This window comes from Streptomyces sp. TG1A-60 (assembly GCF_037201975.1).
Lineage (GTDB): Bacteria > Actinomycetota > Actinomycetes > Streptomycetales > Streptomycetaceae > Streptomyces.
Map to the genome: position 1 here is coordinate 4218819 of NZ_CP147520.1, position 16472 is coordinate 4235290.

At 69.4% G+C, this 16472-nt stretch carries 17 protein-coding genes and 1 pseudogene; 9 read left to right on the forward strand and 9 right to left on the reverse strand.

Translation table 11 applies throughout. The features are described from left to right. Nucleotides 1-14: 14 nt before the first annotated feature. Nucleotides 15-641: an ATP-binding protein gene (locus tag WBG99_RS18075; protein ID WP_338897289.1), complete on the reverse strand. Its 627-nt coding sequence runs from the start codon at nucleotides 639-641 to the stop codon at nucleotides 15-17. A gap of 973 nt (nucleotides 642-1614) precedes the next feature. Between WBG99_RS18075 and WBG99_RS18080 the strand changes: the two genes are divergently transcribed. The 6 genes from WBG99_RS18080 to WBG99_RS18105 all read left to right on the forward strand — a co-directional run bounded on the left by WBG99_RS18080 (nucleotide 1615) and on the right by WBG99_RS18105 (nucleotide 6559). Beyond that, entirely contained in the window at nucleotides 1615-1776 is a 162-nt protein-coding gene (locus WBG99_RS18080; protein ID WP_338897290.1) for a hypothetical protein, read from the forward strand. A gap of 212 nt (nucleotides 1777-1988) precedes the next feature. Beyond that, a complete protein-coding gene (locus WBG99_RS18085; RefSeq protein WP_338897291.1) occupies nucleotides 1989-2210 on the forward strand; it encodes a hypothetical protein in 222 nt (73 codons plus the stop codon). A 368-nt stretch (nucleotides 2211-2578) separates the two neighbouring features. Beyond that, the gene (locus WBG99_RS18090; protein WP_338897292.1) at nucleotides 2579-3475 is read left to right on the forward strand and encodes a DUF2797 domain-containing protein; all 897 of its coding nucleotides are present in this window, start codon (nucleotides 2579-2581) and stop codon (nucleotides 3473-3475) included. Nucleotides 3476-3550: 75 nt separating this feature from the next. After that, nucleotides 3551-3919: an antibiotic biosynthesis monooxygenase gene (locus tag WBG99_RS18095; protein WP_338897293.1), complete on the forward strand. Its 369-nt coding sequence runs from the start codon at nucleotides 3551-3553 to the stop codon at nucleotides 3917-3919. A 193-nt stretch (nucleotides 3920-4112) separates the two neighbouring features. Beyond that, nucleotides 4113-4853 (forward strand): response regulator transcription factor, encoded by a 741-nt coding sequence (locus WBG99_RS18100; RefSeq protein WP_338897294.1) that lies wholly within the window; start codon nucleotides 4113-4115, stop codon nucleotides 4851-4853. Further along, nucleotides 4850-6559, forward strand: a complete 1710-nt coding sequence (locus tag WBG99_RS18105; protein ID WP_338897295.1) for a HAMP domain-containing sensor histidine kinase — start codon at nucleotides 4850-4852, stop codon at nucleotides 6557-6559. Before WBG99_RS18100 ends, WBG99_RS18105 begins: the two co-directional genes overlap by 4 nt. A gap of 155 nt (nucleotides 6560-6714) precedes the next feature. On the opposite strand, the gene WBG99_RS18110 is transcribed toward WBG99_RS18105, so the two are convergent. Further along, a complete protein-coding gene (locus tag WBG99_RS18110) occupies nucleotides 6715-6915 on the reverse strand; it encodes a hypothetical protein (RefSeq protein ID WP_338897296.1) in 201 nt (66 codons plus the stop codon). Between WBG99_RS18110 and WBG99_RS18115 the strand changes: the two genes are divergently transcribed. Then, nucleotides 6893-8413 (forward strand): MFS transporter, encoded by a 1521-nt coding sequence (locus WBG99_RS18115; RefSeq protein WP_338897297.1) that lies wholly within the window; start codon nucleotides 6893-6895, stop codon nucleotides 8411-8413. The two genes, WBG99_RS18110 and WBG99_RS18115, sit on opposite strands and share 23 nt — an antisense overlap. A gap of 199 nt (nucleotides 8414-8612) precedes the next feature. Then, complete coding sequence (locus tag WBG99_RS18120; RefSeq protein ID WP_338897298.1) at nucleotides 8613-9377, forward strand: TetR/AcrR family transcriptional regulator; 765 nt, start codon at nucleotides 8613-8615, stop codon at nucleotides 9375-9377. A 111-nt stretch (nucleotides 9378-9488) separates the two neighbouring features. On the opposite strand, the gene WBG99_RS18125 is transcribed toward WBG99_RS18120, so the two are convergent. The 4 genes and pseudogenes from WBG99_RS18125 to WBG99_RS18140 all read right to left on the reverse strand — a co-directional run bounded on the left by WBG99_RS18125 (nucleotide 9489) and on the right by WBG99_RS18140 (nucleotide 12653). Then, nucleotides 9489-9959, reverse strand: a complete 471-nt coding sequence (locus WBG99_RS18125) for a PPOX class F420-dependent oxidoreductase (RefSeq protein ID WP_338897299.1) — start codon at nucleotides 9957-9959, stop codon at nucleotides 9489-9491. 60 nt (nucleotides 9960-10019) lie between these two features. Beyond that, nucleotides 10020-10444, reverse strand: a pseudogene (locus WBG99_RS18130) (YceI family protein); the annotation flags it as partial. Continuing rightward, entirely contained in the window at nucleotides 10408-12153 is a 1746-nt protein-coding gene (locus WBG99_RS18135; RefSeq protein ID WP_338897300.1) for an MDR family MFS transporter, read from the reverse strand. The gene WBG99_RS18135 and the pseudogene WBG99_RS18130, both read right to left, overlap by 37 nt. 50 nt (nucleotides 12154-12203) lie before the next feature. Beyond that, nucleotides 12204-12653 carry a MarR family transcriptional regulator gene (locus WBG99_RS18140; RefSeq protein ID WP_338897301.1) on the reverse strand — a complete coding sequence of 150 codons (450 nt, stop codon included), beginning with the start codon at nucleotides 12651-12653 and terminating at the stop codon, nucleotides 12204-12206. A 173-nt stretch (nucleotides 12654-12826) separates the two neighbouring features. On the opposite strand from WBG99_RS18140, the gene WBG99_RS18145 reads away from it, so the two are divergent. Beyond that, nucleotides 12827-13024 carry a hypothetical protein gene (locus tag WBG99_RS18145; protein ID WP_338897302.1) on the forward strand — a complete coding sequence of 66 codons (198 nt, stop codon included), beginning with the start codon at nucleotides 12827-12829 and terminating at the stop codon, nucleotides 13022-13024. Nucleotides 13025-13563: 539 nt separating this feature from the next. On the opposite strand, the gene WBG99_RS18150 is transcribed toward WBG99_RS18145, so the two are convergent. The 3 genes from WBG99_RS18150 to WBG99_RS18160 all read right to left on the reverse strand — a co-directional run bounded on the left by WBG99_RS18150 (nucleotide 13564) and on the right by WBG99_RS18160 (nucleotide 16464). Beyond that, the gene (locus WBG99_RS18150; protein WP_338897303.1) at nucleotides 13564-14484 is read right to left on the reverse strand and encodes an RNA polymerase sigma factor SigF; all 921 of its coding nucleotides are present in this window, start codon (nucleotides 14482-14484) and stop codon (nucleotides 13564-13566) included. A gap of 473 nt (nucleotides 14485-14957) precedes the next feature. Then, nucleotides 14958-15845: an RNA polymerase sigma factor SigF gene (locus tag WBG99_RS18155; protein WP_338897304.1), complete on the reverse strand. Its 888-nt coding sequence runs from the start codon at nucleotides 15843-15845 to the stop codon at nucleotides 14958-14960. Between the two features lie 325 nt (nucleotides 15846-16170). Then, on the reverse strand, nucleotides 16171-16464 hold the full coding sequence (locus tag WBG99_RS18160) for a Dabb family protein (RefSeq protein ID WP_338897305.1): 294 nt from the start codon (nucleotides 16462-16464) through the stop codon (nucleotides 16171-16173). Nucleotides 16465-16472: the final 8 nt, after the last annotated feature.

Sequence of the window (16472 nt, forward strand, 5' to 3'; positions counted from 1 at the left end):
GCAGAGGGGGCGACTCAGCCAGCGCGCCGGTCGTCGACCTCGACGGATAGGTGTCGCCAAGACGTGGCGCACCGTAGAAGCTCACCCCTCGTTAGCGCGCTCGCCGCATGCACAGGCTCGGCCGGGCGGAAATGGACGATCGTCCCAGTCGTGCCGTCGTCAGTGATCGGTGCCAGATCAGTCACGGGAACGCCGTATTCGTACCGCTGAGTCCATGCTCCGCTTCGTCGGCGGTTGGTATGGACGAGCCACTCGCTGAGCGCCGCGACAACGGACATGCCCCGGCGTGGATGATCATCGGGAAGCAACTGTGCGTCGGGATGGTCGAAGAACCGGAGGTCCTTCGACGCCATGATCGGTTTCTTCACGACCTGGCCATGCTCGTCGAGGCGGGTGTCAGTGCCCCGCCCGTCATCAGCTACGGACACTGAACCATCGGGGTGGAGTGTGACAGTACAGCGTCCGCCGTCGTTGGACTCCGCCTCGTCGGCCGCATAGGCGACGACTTCAAGGATGAGGTGCCGAACACCACCAGGAGCGAATGCCGCCGGGTACTGACGGATACTCGCGAGGTGGTTGAAGTCCACCTCGCCCGCCCAGTCGTGCGTCGTGTTGCGCCAGGAGGCCCTTGATGTGTCCATCGGCCAAGTATGCCAACCAGCTTGTGGGCGAGTTCCGCGACGGGACATCGCTCTCATGAGCAAACTCAGCGACAACACAACCTGAGACATACCCATACGACAGACAACATCGCATGAGACCGATGGCGTACCCCGCGGTGGTATTGACAACGTCACCCGAGACCAGCCGGGAATCCAGCAAGGTCACGTGAGACAGCGAGAACATAGCGCGAGACGGGACACTTGAGGTCTCCTCCTCGCACGTCCCACAGCCCTCTGGGAGCCCCGTTCGTGGAACAGTCACAGTGACCGTTCCACGAACGCTGCCGTAACCCTCGTCGGCGCCATGTTCCTCGATCAGCCGGTGGAAGATCCGGGTGACCGTGTGCCGCTGCTTGCACGGCGCGTCCAGGCCCGCCCGCAGGATCCCGTCGATCACCGCCTTGTACGGATCCAGCGCCGACGGCAGCGACGGCAGCGGCTTGCGTGGCTCCGGCCAGGCCGAGTCCAGGGCCTTTCACCGGGAACACCCCGATGCTGTTCTGGCAAGCCCCCCACTGCCTTCAAATGCCGTGACCTGGCTCCCACAGGACTACTGCGCGCATCCATCAACCTCGGCAACCCGGTCCTTGCACAGGGAACCCCAGACACGCCGTCCGGGATAACCGTCGAGCTGGCCCGCGAAGTCGCCGCACGCCTGAACCTGCCGGTCGAGTTCCTCTGCTTGATGCGGCCCGTAAGTCCTACGCCGCGATGACCGGGGGCCGGGCCGACCTGTGCTTCCTTGCTGTAGATCCGGTGCGTGAGGAAGAGGTCGCGTTCAGTAAGCCGTACGTGCACATCGAGGGGGTCTATGCAGCGCCACTGAACTCGGCGTTCAACTCCTCCGAGGACGTCGACCGGGACGGGGTTCGCATTGGCGTCAAGAAGGGCTCTGCGTACGACCGCGCACGTCGCGCAGCAGCCCGAACTGCATCTTCTCGAACCTGCGTTCATGACTATCAGGCAGGCCATAGGCACAGCGAACGACCGACGTCCGGAGACCACACGGTTCCTCAGCGAGACCGTGACCGAGCTCGTCACGTCCGGATTCGTCGCTGAGGCCCTACGCCGCTCCGGCCAGGACCCGGCCCTGGCTGCCCCGGTCACGACCTGATGCCCGGCCGACCCTTGCGGGACGCGCCCTGACGGCAACATACGACGGCACGACGGCGAACGGAGATCGGTGATCACGAGCCTCAGCGATCAGTCCGGGGCCCTCGGCGGTGGCCGCGGGGGGCGGTCCGTGGCGGGCGGAGCGGTCACGGAGTGATACCAGGCTGGGAGCGCGGGGAACCGGTGGATGCGGGTAGGCGCATACTGGACGCAATGACAAAGCCAAGTGCACCGAAGCGCTATTTGCCCACCAGCCCCTTCAAGGTCCCGGTCGCTCCGCCCCCCAAGCAGTTCGCCGTGGGCGACCAGGTCACGCACGACATGTACGGCCTCGGCCGGGTGATCGGCATCGAGGACGGGATCGCCGCGCTCGTCGATTTCGGTTCGGCGCGGGAGCGGATCCTGAGCCCGTACGCGAAGATGAGCAAGCTGTAGGACCGCTGTGCCCGGTCATGGCACGCCAGGTGCCATGACGGCCCTGTACCCGAATGGGAGACCTCTCATCGAACTGACTTCGCTGTTCTCCGCTCCGGAAGGAGCGCCCCGCCATGCCGTCGCGGCGCCGCCGCCTCCGGCGATGCAGCCCTTCCAGGCCCCGGACTTCGGGGAGGACGAGACCTTCCTGAGCGAGGATGCGCAGGCATCCGACTCGGGCAGGGGAGCGGCATAACGCAGGGTGAGCCGGCCCTGACCAGTGGCAGTCCAGCCGCCTGATCACGGAGACGAACGGATCCACCCGGAGAGGGTGCCGCGTTTGCGCTGGTCAATGGCGTTGTCAGTGGTGCCCGCTAGTGTCGTGATCGATGGCACGCGTGTGGAGATGTTCGGGGCTGTGGTGGAGTGACGATGGACCGCTGTTGGGTTGGGAGGGTGGGCACAGCAGTGCTTTGCCTCGGGGGCGGGTGGTCGCCTTCGGGGTGGTGAGCGAGGGGCGGCGGACCTGCGTCGGGGCGCGGGGGAACGCGTGCCCGGTGCGGGTCGGGGTGTCGGGGCGGAGTACCGGGGCCCGGTGTGAGGAGTGCGCGCGACTTGATCGGGCGCATTCCGTGGCCGCCGATACGATCGCCGATGATCCGCGGCCGTATCACGTGTACCTGGCTTGGTTCGGGCCCGGGATGGTCAAGGTGGGGATCACGGCCGTCGAGCGGGGGACGGCTCGGTTGCTGGAGCAGGGGGCCGTCTGTTTCGCCTGGCTCGGGCGGGGGCCGCTGATGGCTGCGCGGCGGGCCGAGGAGGTCTTGCGAGCCGCGCTCAAGGTGCCGGACCGGATTCCCTATGCCGAGAAGAGGGTGGTCCGGGCCGATCTGCCCGAGCTTGAGGTGCGGGCCGGGGAGTTGGCGGGGCTGCACGCGCGGGCTCACAGGCTCCACGGGTGGCCCGAGTCGTTGGAGCCTGTGGCGTTTCAGGCCGTCGATCACTTCGGGGTGTTCGGGCTGGAGGGGTTGCCGGCCGTCGACGGTGTGGTGAGTGAGCTGGTCGCGGGTGGGGTCGTGGGAGGCGAGGTGCTTGCCGTCGCCGGGCCCGATCTGCATATGGCCACCACGCGGGGAGTCGTCGTTCTTGATGCGCGGCTCATGACCGGGTGGGAGTTGACCGCTCCGGTCGGCGGGGGCGCGGGTGGCGTACTCACCGTTCCTGTACGGGAGTTGAGGGGCAGAGGCACGGGTGGGGGCGGGGGTGTGCAGGACGGGTTGTTCTGATGGGCTTTCAGGTGGGCGTGCAGGTGACGAGTCGTGTGGTGGACGGTGGCCGAGGCCCGGTCCGACGGTGGTGCCATGAGTGATCAGTGGACAGAGCCTGTCGTCGCGCCCGTCCCCGCGCATGAACCTCCCTACTACGTCGTCGTCTTCACCTCCACGCGGACCGGGGACCAGAGCGGGTACGGGGAGACCGCCGAGCGGATGGAGGAGCTGGTGAAGGGGGTGCCGGGGTTCCTCGGGATGGATCACGCCCGTACACCCGGTGGCCTGGCCATCACCGTCGGGTACTTCCGGGACGCCGACGCCATCGAGGAGTGGCGGGCCGACGTCGAGCACCGGGCGGCGCAGGAGCGGGGGCGGAGTGAGTGGTACGAGAGGTACTCCGTGCGCATCGCCAAGGTCGAGCGGAGTCACAGCTTCGCGGGAGGGGGCCACGAAGCATGACGGCGCTTGCGTAAAAGGTGGGTCAGGGGTAGGGGCCGCCGTGCGACCGGCCGGAAAGGTGCTGGTCGGCGGGGGTGCTGTCCCGGACGTCGAGGGCTTCCCAGCGGTTGCCTGAGAGGCACCTGTGCGGTTCTCAGGAAAATCACAGTTTCCGGAAAGGGCGTTCTCAGGGGGCCCCGACAGGGTGTCCGGCATGACCACGATCTCGCCCCAGGGGCGCAACGAACTGCTGAGGCCGGACGGGAGCCCCGTCCGCGTGCTGGTGGTGGACGACGAGCTGTCGATCACCGAGTTGCTGTCCATGGCCCTGCGCTATGAGGGATGGCAGATCCGGAGCGCGGGGGACGGCACCGGTGCCGTCCAGACCGCGCGGGACTTCCGGCCCGACGCCGTCGTGCTCGACATGATGCTGCCCGACATGGACGGGCTGACCGTCCTAGGGCGGCTGCGGCGCGAGCTGCCCGACGTGCCCGTCCTCTTCCTGACCGCGAAGGACGCCGTCGAGGACCGGATCGCCGGGCTCACCGCCGGCGGCGACGACTACGTCACCAAGCCGTTCAGCCTCGAAGAGGTCGTTGCCCGGCTGCGCGGGCTCATCCGGCGGACCGGTGCCGCCGACCGCCGTTCCGAGTCGGTGCTCGTCGTCGGTGACCTCATGCTGGACGAGGACAGCCACGAGGTGTCGCGCGGCGGGGAGAACATCCACCTCACCGCCACCGAGTTCGAGCTGCTGCGGTTCCTCATGCGCAACCCGCGGCGCGTGCTCAGCAAGGCGCAGATACTCGACCGGGTGTGGTCGTACGACTTCGGCGGTCAGGCCAACGTGGTCGAGCTCTACATCTCGTATCTGCGGCGGAAGATCGACGCCGGGCGTGAGCCGATGATCCACACTCGGCGTGGCGCCGGTTACCTGCTCAAGCCCGCCGTGTCATGAGGGGGCGGCGACGGACGCGTACGCAGAGGCAGCCGAAGCCGGGGCGAGGACGACGGCCGCGCACGCTGCGTACACGGCTCGTCGTCTCCGCGACGGCGTTGATCGCGGTGGTGTGCGCGGTCATCGGAACGGTCACCACGGTTGCGCTGCGCTCGCATCTGTACGAGGAGCTCGACAAGTCGGTCAGCGAAGTGCTGGGGCGGGCCGCGGGCAAGGGGCCCGAAGGCGCGCCTCCCGACGCCACACAGCCCCGACCCCAGGGGCAGCAGGGTGCGGGCGATCCCAACAGGGGGCTGAGCGGGCCGCCGGATCTTGAGGAGTTCGTCACCAAGGGCCCGCAGCAGATGATCGGCACCATCGCGGCGAAGGTCGAGGGCGGGGTCGCCGTCGAGGGCATGTACAGCAAGCCCTCGACGTCCGACAACGGCGTCACGGATGCCACGGCTGATTCGCTGAGCGAGACACAGCTCGACGAGCTGAGCGACGTCCCCAAGGACAATGAGGCGCACACCGTGACCATCACGGGGCTCGGCGACTACCGCGTGGAGTACCGAAGCGGTGACAACGGCGACTACTACGTCGCCCTGCCGACCACCGAGGTCACCGACACCCTCAACACCCTCATCGTCGTCGAACTCAGCGTCACCGGCGCCGGTCTCGTGGCCGCGTGTGTCGCCGGCTCCGTACTCGTCGGTGTGGCCCTGCGCCCCCTGCGCAAGGTGGCCGCCACCGCGACCCGGGTCTCCGAACTGCCGCTGCACACCGGTGAGGTCACCCTCAACGAGCGTGTCCCGGCCTCCGAGACCGACCACCGCACCGAAGTCGGCCAGGTCGGCGCCGCGCTCAACAGAATGCTCGACCACATCCACAGCGCCCTGCACTCGCGGCAGGAGAGCGAGACGCGCGTACGGCAGTTCGTCGCGGACGCCGGTCATGAGCTGCGGACACCGCTCGCGTCGATCCGTGGCTACGCCGAGCTGACCCGGCGGGGCAGAGAGGAGATCGGGCCCGACACCCGGCACGCGCTGGGGCGGATCGAGTCCGAGTCCGGGCGTATGACCGTGCTCGTCGAGGATCTGCTGCTGCTCGCGCGGCTCGACGCCGGGCGGCCTCTGCAGTTCGAGCAGACCGACCTCGTTCCCCTCGTCGTGGACACCGTCAGCGACGCGCGGGTCGCCGGGCGGAGTCACCGCTGGCGGCTCGACCTGCCGGATGCCCCCGCGCCCGTGTCGGCCGACGCGGCGCGGCTCCAGCAGGTGCTCGTCAATCTGCTGGCGAACGCTCGGACGCACACCCCGCCGGGTACGACCGTCACCGCGCGCGTGCAGCGGCGTGGGCCGTGGATGTGCGTCGACGTCGAGGACGACGGGCAGGGCATTGCCGAGGACCTGTTGCCGCATGTGTTCGAGCGGTTCGCGCGAGGGGACTCCTCACGCTCCCGGGCGTCCGGGTCGACCGGGCTCGGGCTCGCCATCGTGCAGGCCGTGGCGGACGGTCACGGCGGTGCCGTGACCGTCGACAGCGTGCCCGGCAGGACCGTGTTCACGGTGCATCTGCCGGTCCTCGGGCGGGACGTGCCGCCGCTGGACGACGCGGCGAACCGGCAGCCCGACGACGTGCGGTACGACGGCGAGTCCGAGGTCACCGACGCGACAGACCGGCAACCGGACTCACAGGCACACCACAGTGTGAGCACACGGGCGTGACAGAGCGGCTCGCGAATGTGGTTGCCATGCGAACCGACTCTTCTCCCGGCACTCTGCCGGCGCGGGAGCACCTCCCGGCCGGAGACGCCGGTACGCCTGTCCTGGACGTAGTGATCCCCGTCTACAACGAGGAGAAGGACCTCCGGCCGTGCGTCCTACGACCTGACGCAGCCGGCGAGCGACAGCTGACGGTCGGCCGGCGAGTGACGGCTGACGGTCGGCCGAGGAGCGGGGCGGTGGCCCGGGGTGAGGTTGAACTCCGGGCCACCGCCCTTGCCGTACGCCACCGCATGTCGTTGTACGCCGTACAGGAACTGTTCTACGGTGTACAGCGTGTCGACCTCCGCTGCCCCCACTGCCCCCGCCACCTCCGCCGACCTCACCGCCCAGGGCCACCCCCGACGCTGGCTGATCCTCGGCGTCATCTGTCTCGCGCAGCTCACCGTGCTGCTGGACAACACCGTGCTGAACGTGGCGATCCCCTCCCTCACCGAGGAGTTGGGGGCGGCCACCTCGGACATCCAGTGGATGATCAACGCGTACTCGCTGGTGCAGTCGGGTCTGCTGCTCACCGCCGGCAGCGCGGCCGACCGCTACGGTCGCAAGAAGATGCTGATCGCGGGCCTGGTGCTGTTCGGCATCGGCTCGCTGGCGGCCGGACTCGCCCAGTCCACCGGCCAGTTGATCGCCGCGCGGGCGGGGATGGGTGTCGGGGGCGCGCTGCTGCTCACCACGACCCTCGCGGTCGCCATGCAGATCTTCCCGCCCGCGGAGCGGCCGAGGGCGATCGGCATCTGGAGCGCGGTCAACGCCCTCGGCTTCGCGGCCGGCCCTCTCATCGGCGGCTTCATGCTGGGCCACTTCTGGTGGGGCGCGATCTTCCTGATCAACCTGCCGGTCGCCGCGCTGGGGCTGGTGGCCGTGATCGCCCTGGTCCCCGAGTCGAAGAACCCGCGGGGAGACCGGCCCGACCTGCCGGGCGCGCTCCTGTCGACCACCGGCATGACCGCCCTCGTCTACGCGATCATCTCCGGCCCCGAGCACGGATGGACCTCCGGCCGGGTGACGGGCACGGCCGCCGTCGCCGTCGTCGTTCTCGCGGCGTTCGCGTACTGGGAGAGCCGTATCCCGAACCCGATGCTCGACCTGTACTTCTTCCGCGACCGGCGGTTCACCGGTGCCGTCGCGGGCGCGGTCCTCATCACCTTCGGCATGGGTGGCGCGCTGTTCCTGCTCACCCAGCATCTGCAGTTCGTGCTCGGATACGACGCGCTGGAGGCGGGGCTGCGGATCGCGCCCCTCGCCCTGGTCGTCGTCGTGCTCAACTTCTCCGGACTGTCGGCGAAGTGGACGGCCAAGCTCGGGATGCCGGTGTCGATCGCGCTGGGCATGCTGCTGATGTCCGGCGGCCTGGTCTCGATCGCGACGATGGCCTCCGGCGGTTACACCGGCACCCTGCTCGGGCTGGTGCTCATCGGCGTGGGCTGCGCGATCGCCAACCCGGCGATGGCACACGCGATCATGAGCGCGATTCCGCCGGCCAAGGCGGGGGTCGGGGCCGGGATCAACGGAACGCTCGCGGAGTTCGGGACCGGGCTGGGGGTGGCGGTGCTGGGCGCGGTGCTCACCTCCCGGTTCGCCGCGCTGATTCCGGTGGCCGCCGCGTCGTTGCCCGCGGCGCTGGCGGTGGCGGACACGGGGGCGGAGAAGGCGGAGGTGATGGCGGCGTTCTCCTCCGGGTTGGAGACGAGTCTGCTGGTGGGGGCCCTGGCCGTGTTGCTCGGGGGGTTGGTGGCGGCGGGGCTGCTGCACAGGGCGGAGAAGGGTGGTGGGGAGTTGGTGGTCGCCTCATAGCGCGCGGGGTTCCGGTGTCGGGCGGATGAGTGGTGTTCGTGCCTGGTCGCGCGGTTCCCCGTGCCCCTGAAAGCGCGCCGTGCGCGCCCGAAGACGGCGTGCGCGGCGCGCCTTCCGCGCTCCGGCACACCTAGCATCGTCACCGGTGGAGAACGCGGAAGCCACGTCAACGTAGAAGCCACGTCTCGGAAGGTGCTTCATGGTGAGGGCTGTCGGTCGAGCCGAAGGTCCCGCTCGGGCCAGTGTCTGGCTGGAAGGGAAAGGGCGGGCACGGCGGGGAGGGCAGCCGTCCGGGCTGGACCGGGAGCGGATCACAGCGGCGGCCGTACGGCTGCTGGACGCGGAGGGGCTGGCCAGGTTCTCGATGCGCCGGCTGGCGGCCGAGCTGGACGTGACGGCGATGTCGGTCTACTGGTACGTGGACACCAAGGACGACCTGCTGGAACTGGCGCTCGACCAGGCGTTCGACGAGGTGCGGCTGCCCCCGGCGGACAGTGACGAGGACTGGCGGGCCCAACTGCGCACGCTGGCCGGGGAGTACCGGGCGGTGCTGGTCCGCCACCCCTGGGTGTCGCCCCTCGCCGGCACCTTCCTCAACATCGGCCCGCACTCGCTGGACTTCTCCCTCGCAGTGCAGCGCGTGATCCGTCGCACCGGACTGCCCGCGCACGGCCAGGCCGGCGCCATCTCGGCGGTCCTCCAGTTCGTGTACGGCTTCGGCACCATCGAGGGCCACTTCGTCCAGCGCTGCGCCGCCGCCGGGATGACACAGGAGGACTACTTCCGCCACGCCATGAGCGCGGTGTCCGACACCCTCGAACCCCACGAGGTCATCCGGCAGTCCGCGGACCTCATGGAGGCCCGCGGCGGCGACACCGTCGAGGAGATGCGCGAACGCGACTTCGCCTACGCCCTGGAGACCCTGATCGCCGGCATCGAGGTGATGGCGGAACGGGGCCGATGACGACCCCACTGGCTCCCGCTCCTCCTCGCGCACCAGCCGCGCGGGTTCCCCGCGCGGTGACCACCGGGCCCCACTTCACCGGTGTACCCGGAGGATGGGCTTGTCGGTGGGTCAGTCGTTCTGTGCCAGGTGTGGGGGGAAGCCACCGGTGGCGACCGGGCCCCACTTCACCGGTGTGATCCGGATGATGGTCTTGCCCTGCCTGAGCATCGCCGCCCGGTACTCGTCCCAGTCCGGGTGCTCGCCGGAGATGTTGCGGAAGTACTCCACCAGCGGTTCGACCGACTCCGGCGAGTCGATGACCTGCGCCGTTCCGTCGATCTGCACCCAGGGACCGTCCCAGTCGTCGCTCAGCACGACGACGCTCACCCGCTCGTCACGCCTGGCGTTCCGTGTCTTGGCCCGTTCGGGATACGTGGAGACGACGATCCGCCCGGAGTCGTCGACCCCGCAGGTCAGCGGTGACGCCTGGGGGCCGCCGTCGGCCCGCCGGGTGAGCAGCAGCGCCCGGTGCCGGGGTCGGACGAAGTCGAGCAGCTCTTCGAGGGAGACCGTGGTGTTGGTCGCGATGTTCCGTGCCATGCGCCGAGCCTAGGTGTGATCCGACTCGCGAGCCTGACCCTGTCGTGCGTACCCACGCCGCTACGCCTGGGGCAGCGTCCCGCCCTCGACGGCCTGGATGTCCAGCTTGCCCCCAGCGTCGTACCGATCGCCGCGATGCCCGCCTGCGGCACCTGGTTGTCGTGCATCGCGAAGTCATCGCGGCGGAGTTCGGCGGTGGCCCGGAGAACGGCTCGCGTGCCGCCCCACGGGTCCGCGCCGGTGCCGGGGTACGCCAGGTCGAGGTCGACCGGCCGCAGGGCCCCGTGCGTGCCCAGCTCACCGTGGATCGTCCAGCGGTCGGGGCCGGCGGGCGTGAGGCCCGTAGAGACGTACGTGATCTCCGGGTGCCGCTCGACGTCCAGGACGTCCGGGGACCACAGATGCTGGTCGCGTGTCGCGTTCCCCATGTCGATCGAGGCGGCCCGGATCACCGCCGCCACACGGGACCTGGTCCCCTCGTCCGGGACCGGCGTCGCCTCGGCCACGCCCTGAGTCGTAGCCGCGCCGGAGCCTCGGTCACGGTGGCCGGAGCCGGCACGTCCGCCTCCCCGTCGGTCAGCGGCGCCTCGGCTTCCGCCGCCTGGGCGAGCGCCCCGGTGGTCCGGAGCGGAACTTCCCTGATGAAGACGGAGCAGACGAGCGCGAGGACGGCGAAGGGGGCGGCGTAGAGGAAGACGTCTGCGATGCCGTGGCCGTAGGCGCTCTCGATGACCGTGCGGACCGGCGCGGGCAGCGCGTCCAGGTCGGGGATCTCGCCGTGGCCCGTGGCGGAGCCGGACACGCCGAGCCCCGCGAGGCCCGCCTCCGCGTAGTGCGTGATCCGGTGGCTCAGGACCGCGCCCAGCGCGGAGACGCCGATCGCGCCGCCGAGGGAGCGGAAGAAGGTGACGACCGAGCTGGCTGCGCCCAGGTCGCCGGGGGCCACCTGGTTCTGCGTGCACAGCACCAGGTTCTGCATCATCATGCCGACGCCGAGGCCGAGCAGCGCCATGAAGACGGCCACGTGCCAGTACTCGGTGTCGTACCGGATCGTGCCCAGCAGACCGAGGCCCGCCGTCACCAGCACCGCGCCGGCGAGCAGCCATGCCTTCCAACGGCCGGTACGGGTGATGACCTGTCCGGAGACGGTCGACGAGACGAACAGGCCGGCGATCATCGGAATGGTCAGGACACCGGACATGGTCGGCGACTTGTCGCGGGCCAGCTGGAAGTACTGGCTGAAGAAGATCGTGCCCGCGAACATCGCGACACCGACGAAGAGCGAGGCCAGCGAGGCCAGCGCGATCGTCCGGTTGCGGAACAGCCGCAGCGGGATGATCGGCTCGCTTGCCCGCGTCTCGACCAGCAGGAAGACCGCGAGCAGCGCGAGCGTGCCGCCGACCATCGTGTACGTCTGCCAGGACACCCAGTCGTACTTGTCACCGGCGAAGGTCACCCAGACCAGCAGCAGACAGACCGCGGCGGTGACGAGGAACGCACCCGCCCAGTCGACCTTGGCCTTGCGCCGGACGACCGGCAGGTGCAGGGTCCGCTGGAGCACGATGAGGGCGATGACCGCGAAGGGCACGCCGACGTAGAAGCACCAGCGCCAGCCGAGCCAGTCGGTGTCGGTGATGACACCGCCGACCAGCGGGCCGCCGACCATGGCGGTGGCGAAGGTGGCGCCGAGGTAGCCGTTGTACCGGCCGCGTTCGCGCGGGGAGATCATCGCCGCGAGGATGATCTGGGCCAGCGAGGAGAGCCCTCCCATGCCGATGCCCTGGACCGCGCGGAACGCGATGAGCGTCCCGGCGTTCTGGGACAGGCCGGCCGCGGCCGACCCGAGCACGAAGATCACGAGTGCCAGCTGGATCAGCAGCTTCTTGGAGAACAGGTCGGCGAGCTTGCCCCACAGCGGGGTGGACGCGGTCATCGCGAGCAGCGACGCGGTCACCACCCAGGTGTACGCGCTCTGGCCGCCGCCCAGGTCCTTGATGATGTCGGGCAGTGCGTTCGACACGATCGTCGACGACAGGATCGCCACGAACATCCCGAGCAGCAGCCCGGTCAGCGCTTTCATGATCTGCCGGTGCGGCATCGGGGCGTGGGCGCCACCGCTGTGGGCGGCACCTTCGGCGGTGCCTCCTCCGTGCTTGGCGTGAGCCCGCACACCGGCTGGTGTGGTCGTTGCCATGGGCTTCCTTTTCCTGTGTGGTCTTCGCGGTGTACGGGTTGTGGTGGCCTCTACGCGGGCGTACGGGTCGGCGCGGCGGAGCCGAAGCTCTCGCGCAGCCGGCCCAGGAGCCGGGTGAGCTGTCCGACCTCGTCGTCGGACCAGTCGCTCAGCCGGTCGGACATCAACCGGCTGCTGCGCCGGTCCAGCTCGGCGACCACGGCCCGGCCCTGGTGGGTCAGGCGCAGGATGCGCGAGCGTTTGTCCGCCGGGTCGGGGAGGCGTTCGATCCAGCCCCGCTCGGCGACATGGGCGACATGACGGCTGGTCACCGAGATGTCCACCGAGAGCAGTTCGGCGAGCCGGCTCATCCGCATCTCACCGTGCCGGCCGAGCAGCGCCAGGACACCCGCCGATCCGCCGGGGCAGTCGTACGGCAGCATCCGGGCCATCTCCCTCTTGACGACCCCGATGGCGCTGAGCTGACGGGCCAGCTCCTCGTAGTGCGCTTGCCCGGCCATGAAGCTCTCCCGCTTTCGTTGCTTGGGGCAACCATAGAATTTGATGGTTGCTGCAGGCAAATGAAATAGGGGTCAGCGCGGACCAAGTCTTGGCAAAGGAGGACGGTCGCGCCGGGCGCGGGCCCAGTGCCCGGCTTGGGTGCCCGATCCCTTATTCGCTAAGGTCTCGGGCCATGGCTGACAACCAGGGCCCTCAGGGCACCCACGACCCCGCGGGCAACACCCAGATGTTCCGCGCCTTCGTCGACGAGACCCCTCCGGGGGGCCGACAGGCCGCGGCGGCGCCTTCGGGACCGCGTGTCGGTGTGATCGTCGGTGTGGTCGCCGCGCTGGCCGTGGTGGCGGCTGTCGTGTGGCTCGCGCTGGTGTGAGTACCCGCTTCTGATCCCCGGTCTTGAGTAGCCGTGGGTTCTACGTCGGCGTGATGTCCGGGAGCGCCGGGCGGGCCGGGGAGGGGAACTGTCGGGGCTTGTGGTGAACGGCTGGGGCCCCGGGGCACGGCCTGACGCCTGTTCTGTTCCTCAGCGTGTCGTGCCAGGCGGTGGCGTACGGACCGGCGGTCGCGCAAGCGCCTGGCGGCCGTTCAGGGCGAGGTCGGCGAAGCCGAGTGTCCCGTCACGGTGGCCCCTGAGCGGACGGTGCGGACTGACCCGGCCCTGTGTGAATTCCTCACCTGCGAGCACCGAGCGCGCTTCGCCCGGCTGCGCGTGTGGTCGTGGCTGGTCCGCGGTTCCCCGCAGGTCTGAAGGCAATGGGGCACCCTGTGCTCGCAGGGGCGCGGGGAACCGCGCGAGCACCCCGTACAACCCGCGCTCGTCCACCCCCTGTACGTACGTCCACGCACGACTTCCGCCGGGCTGCCCGCAAGAGGGCACCCCGGCGGAAGTCATGTCAACGCGTCTGGCGGGGCTCAGTCGGAGATGAGACCCTCGCGCAGCTGGGCCAGCGTGCGGGTGAGGAGGCGGGAGACGTGCATCTGGGAGATGCCGACCTCCTCGCCGATCTGGGACTGCGTCATGTTCGCGAAGAAGCGGAGCATGATGATCCGGCGCTCGCGGGGCGGCAGCTTGGCCAGCAGCGGCTTGAGGGACTCGCGGTACTCCACGCCCTCCAGCGCCGTGTCCTCGTAGCCGAGGCGGTCCGCGAGGGAGCCCTCGCCGCCGTCGTCCTCGGGGGCCGGGGAGTCCAGTGACGACGCCGTGTACGCGTTGCCGACGGCCAGGCCGTCGACGACGTCCTCCTCGGACACGCCCAGTACGGCGGCGAGTTCGGTGACCGTCGGGGAGCGGTCGAGCTTCTGGGAGAGCTCGTCGCTGGCCTTGGTGAGGGCCAGGCGCAGCTCCTGGAGGCGGCGCGGGACCCGGACCGACCACGAGGTGTCGCGGAAGAACCGCTTGATCTCGCCCACGACCGTCGGCATCGCGAACGTCGGGAACTCCACGCCCCGTTCACAGTCGAAGCGGTCGATCGCCTTGATCAGGCCGATCGTTCCGACCTGGACGATGTCCTCCATCGGTTCGTTGCGCGACCGGAAGCGGGCGGCGGCGTACCGCACCAGCGGGAGGTTGAGCTCGATCAGGGTGTCCCGGACGTAGGCGCGCTCGGGGCTGTTCTCGTCGAGTGCGGCCAGCCGCAGGAACAGGGAGCGGGACAGGGTGCGGGTGTCGATGTTCGCCGAGGCCGACAAGGCCGGGAAGTCAGTCGCCGGCGGAACCTGGGGACCGGGAAGGTCCTCAAGTGCCTGAAGGTCCTGAGGGGCCTGGATAGCGTCGGGCGCGGTCTCGCTCTTCGCGAGTGTGAGCACCTTCGAGCTGCCCTGGTCTGCGGACATGCCACCCCCTTTGGGTCGCGGACGGTCGCGGCGGACGCTCCGTCGTAGGGAACGCAGCCTCCACCTGAATACCGGCGGCGAGGCCACGGCAAACGCGCTGGGGGAAGAATGTCACACGTCGGCAACACGATGTAGTGACATGTCGACATGGAGAGGGTGAATAAATCCTGGAAGCAGACGTTCTGACTCGGTTTCATATTGAATCTGTCGGTAAGGGCACTGATAGTCGATTCGCTCTCGCCGGTGATATCTCGACAGCGCATTCGGTTACGCCCATGGCCTGGGCGCGTGTCCTGCTGGCCGATTCTGTGCGCCCCGTCTGCCTTCGTGCGCCCCGTGTGCCCCACGGTCCATCCGCGATGGCACGGCGGCTTCCGGTTACCGGCGGTCACGCCTCTCGGGCGGCGATCGGGGATCTCCTGGCGGCGGGGCGGACGGCCAGGACCGGATCGGAGTGGTGGGCGGGACAGGCCCTACGGCTCGATCCGGTTCGCCGAGCGCAGGCGGGCGAAGCTGCGGGCGAGGAGCCGGGAGACATGCATCTGGGAGACGCCGAGTTCGGCGCTGATCTGCGACTGGGTGAGATTGCTGTAGTAGCGCAGGAGCAGGATCCGCTGTTCGCGTTCGGGGAGCTGGACGAGGAGATGCCGTACGAGGTCGCGGTGTTCGACACCGTCGAGCTCGGGGTCCTCGTAGCCGAGCCGGTCGAGGAGCCCCGGCAGCCCGTCGCCCTCCTGGGCGGCCTCCAGTGAGGTCGCGTGGTACGACCGTCCCGCCTCGATGCAGGACAGGACCTCCTCCTCGGTGATGCGCAGCCGCTCGGCGATCTCGGCGGTGGAGGGGGTGCGCCCGAAGGCGGTGGTGAGGTCCTCGGTCGCGCTGTTCACCTGGACCCACAGTTCGTGCAGCCGGCGCGGGACGTGGACCGTGCGGACGTTGTCGCGGAAGTAGCGCTTGATCTCGCCGACGACGGTCGGCATGGCGAAGGTCGGGAACTGCACGCCCCGGTCCGGATCGAACCGGTCGATGGCGTTGATCAGCCCGATGGTCCCGACCTGGACCACGTCTTCCATGGGCTCGTTGCGGGAGCGGAAGCGGGCGGCTGCGTAGCGCACGAGCGGGAGGTTCGCCTCGATGAGCGCCCCGCGCACGCGGTTGTGTTCCGGGGTGCCCGGCACCAGGTGCTTCAGCTCACCGAAGAGCACCTGAGTGAGGGCCCGGGTGTCGGCGCCGCGGCGCTTCTCCGGGACGGGGGCGGTGACCTGGGCCGTGACCTGGGTCGACGTGAGGTCGGGAGCCGGGGCTTCTTCCTGGGGAGGCGCAGTACTGGCCGACACGGTCAACGCCACCTCTTCATCCATCAACTCAACCGTCAAAAGCGGTCATAGCATCACAAGACATGTGCACTGTGATCAAGCACCGCATAGCGCCGTGTTGAGCGAGAGTTGACGGTGCGAGGGGCAATCGGGTGTAGATCGGGTGTAAAAGGCACGCACTGTTCGCGTGCGGGGCGGGAGGCGCGACATATTCGAGTGCGGGGCGGGGGTGCGACGTAGGAGGCGGCCCGGGGCCGCGCTGGATGTGGTCGACCTGGAAACTCGTGGTCGTCCTTCGAATGCGGAGTCGTCCTCCGAAACGGGGGTCGTCCTCCGAACCGGGAGTCGTCCTCCGAACCGGGAGTCGGCTTCAGAACTCGTAGTCGGCGATCACCCACGTGGCGAACTCGCGCCACAGGGCGACGCCCGCCTGGTGCTCGGGGTGCTCGACGTACGCCCGCAGCGCGTCCGCGTCGTCGAAGGCGGAGTTGATCGCGAAGTCGTACGCGACGGGGCGGTCGCTGAGGTTCCAGCCCAGCTCCCAGGAGCGGATCTCCTCGATCTTGCCGTCGAGCGCGCGGAAGGCCTCCACGCCCCGCACGACGCGCGGGTCGTCGCGCTCGACGCCCTCGCTGAGCTTGAAGAGGACCAGGTGGCGGATCATGGGCGCTC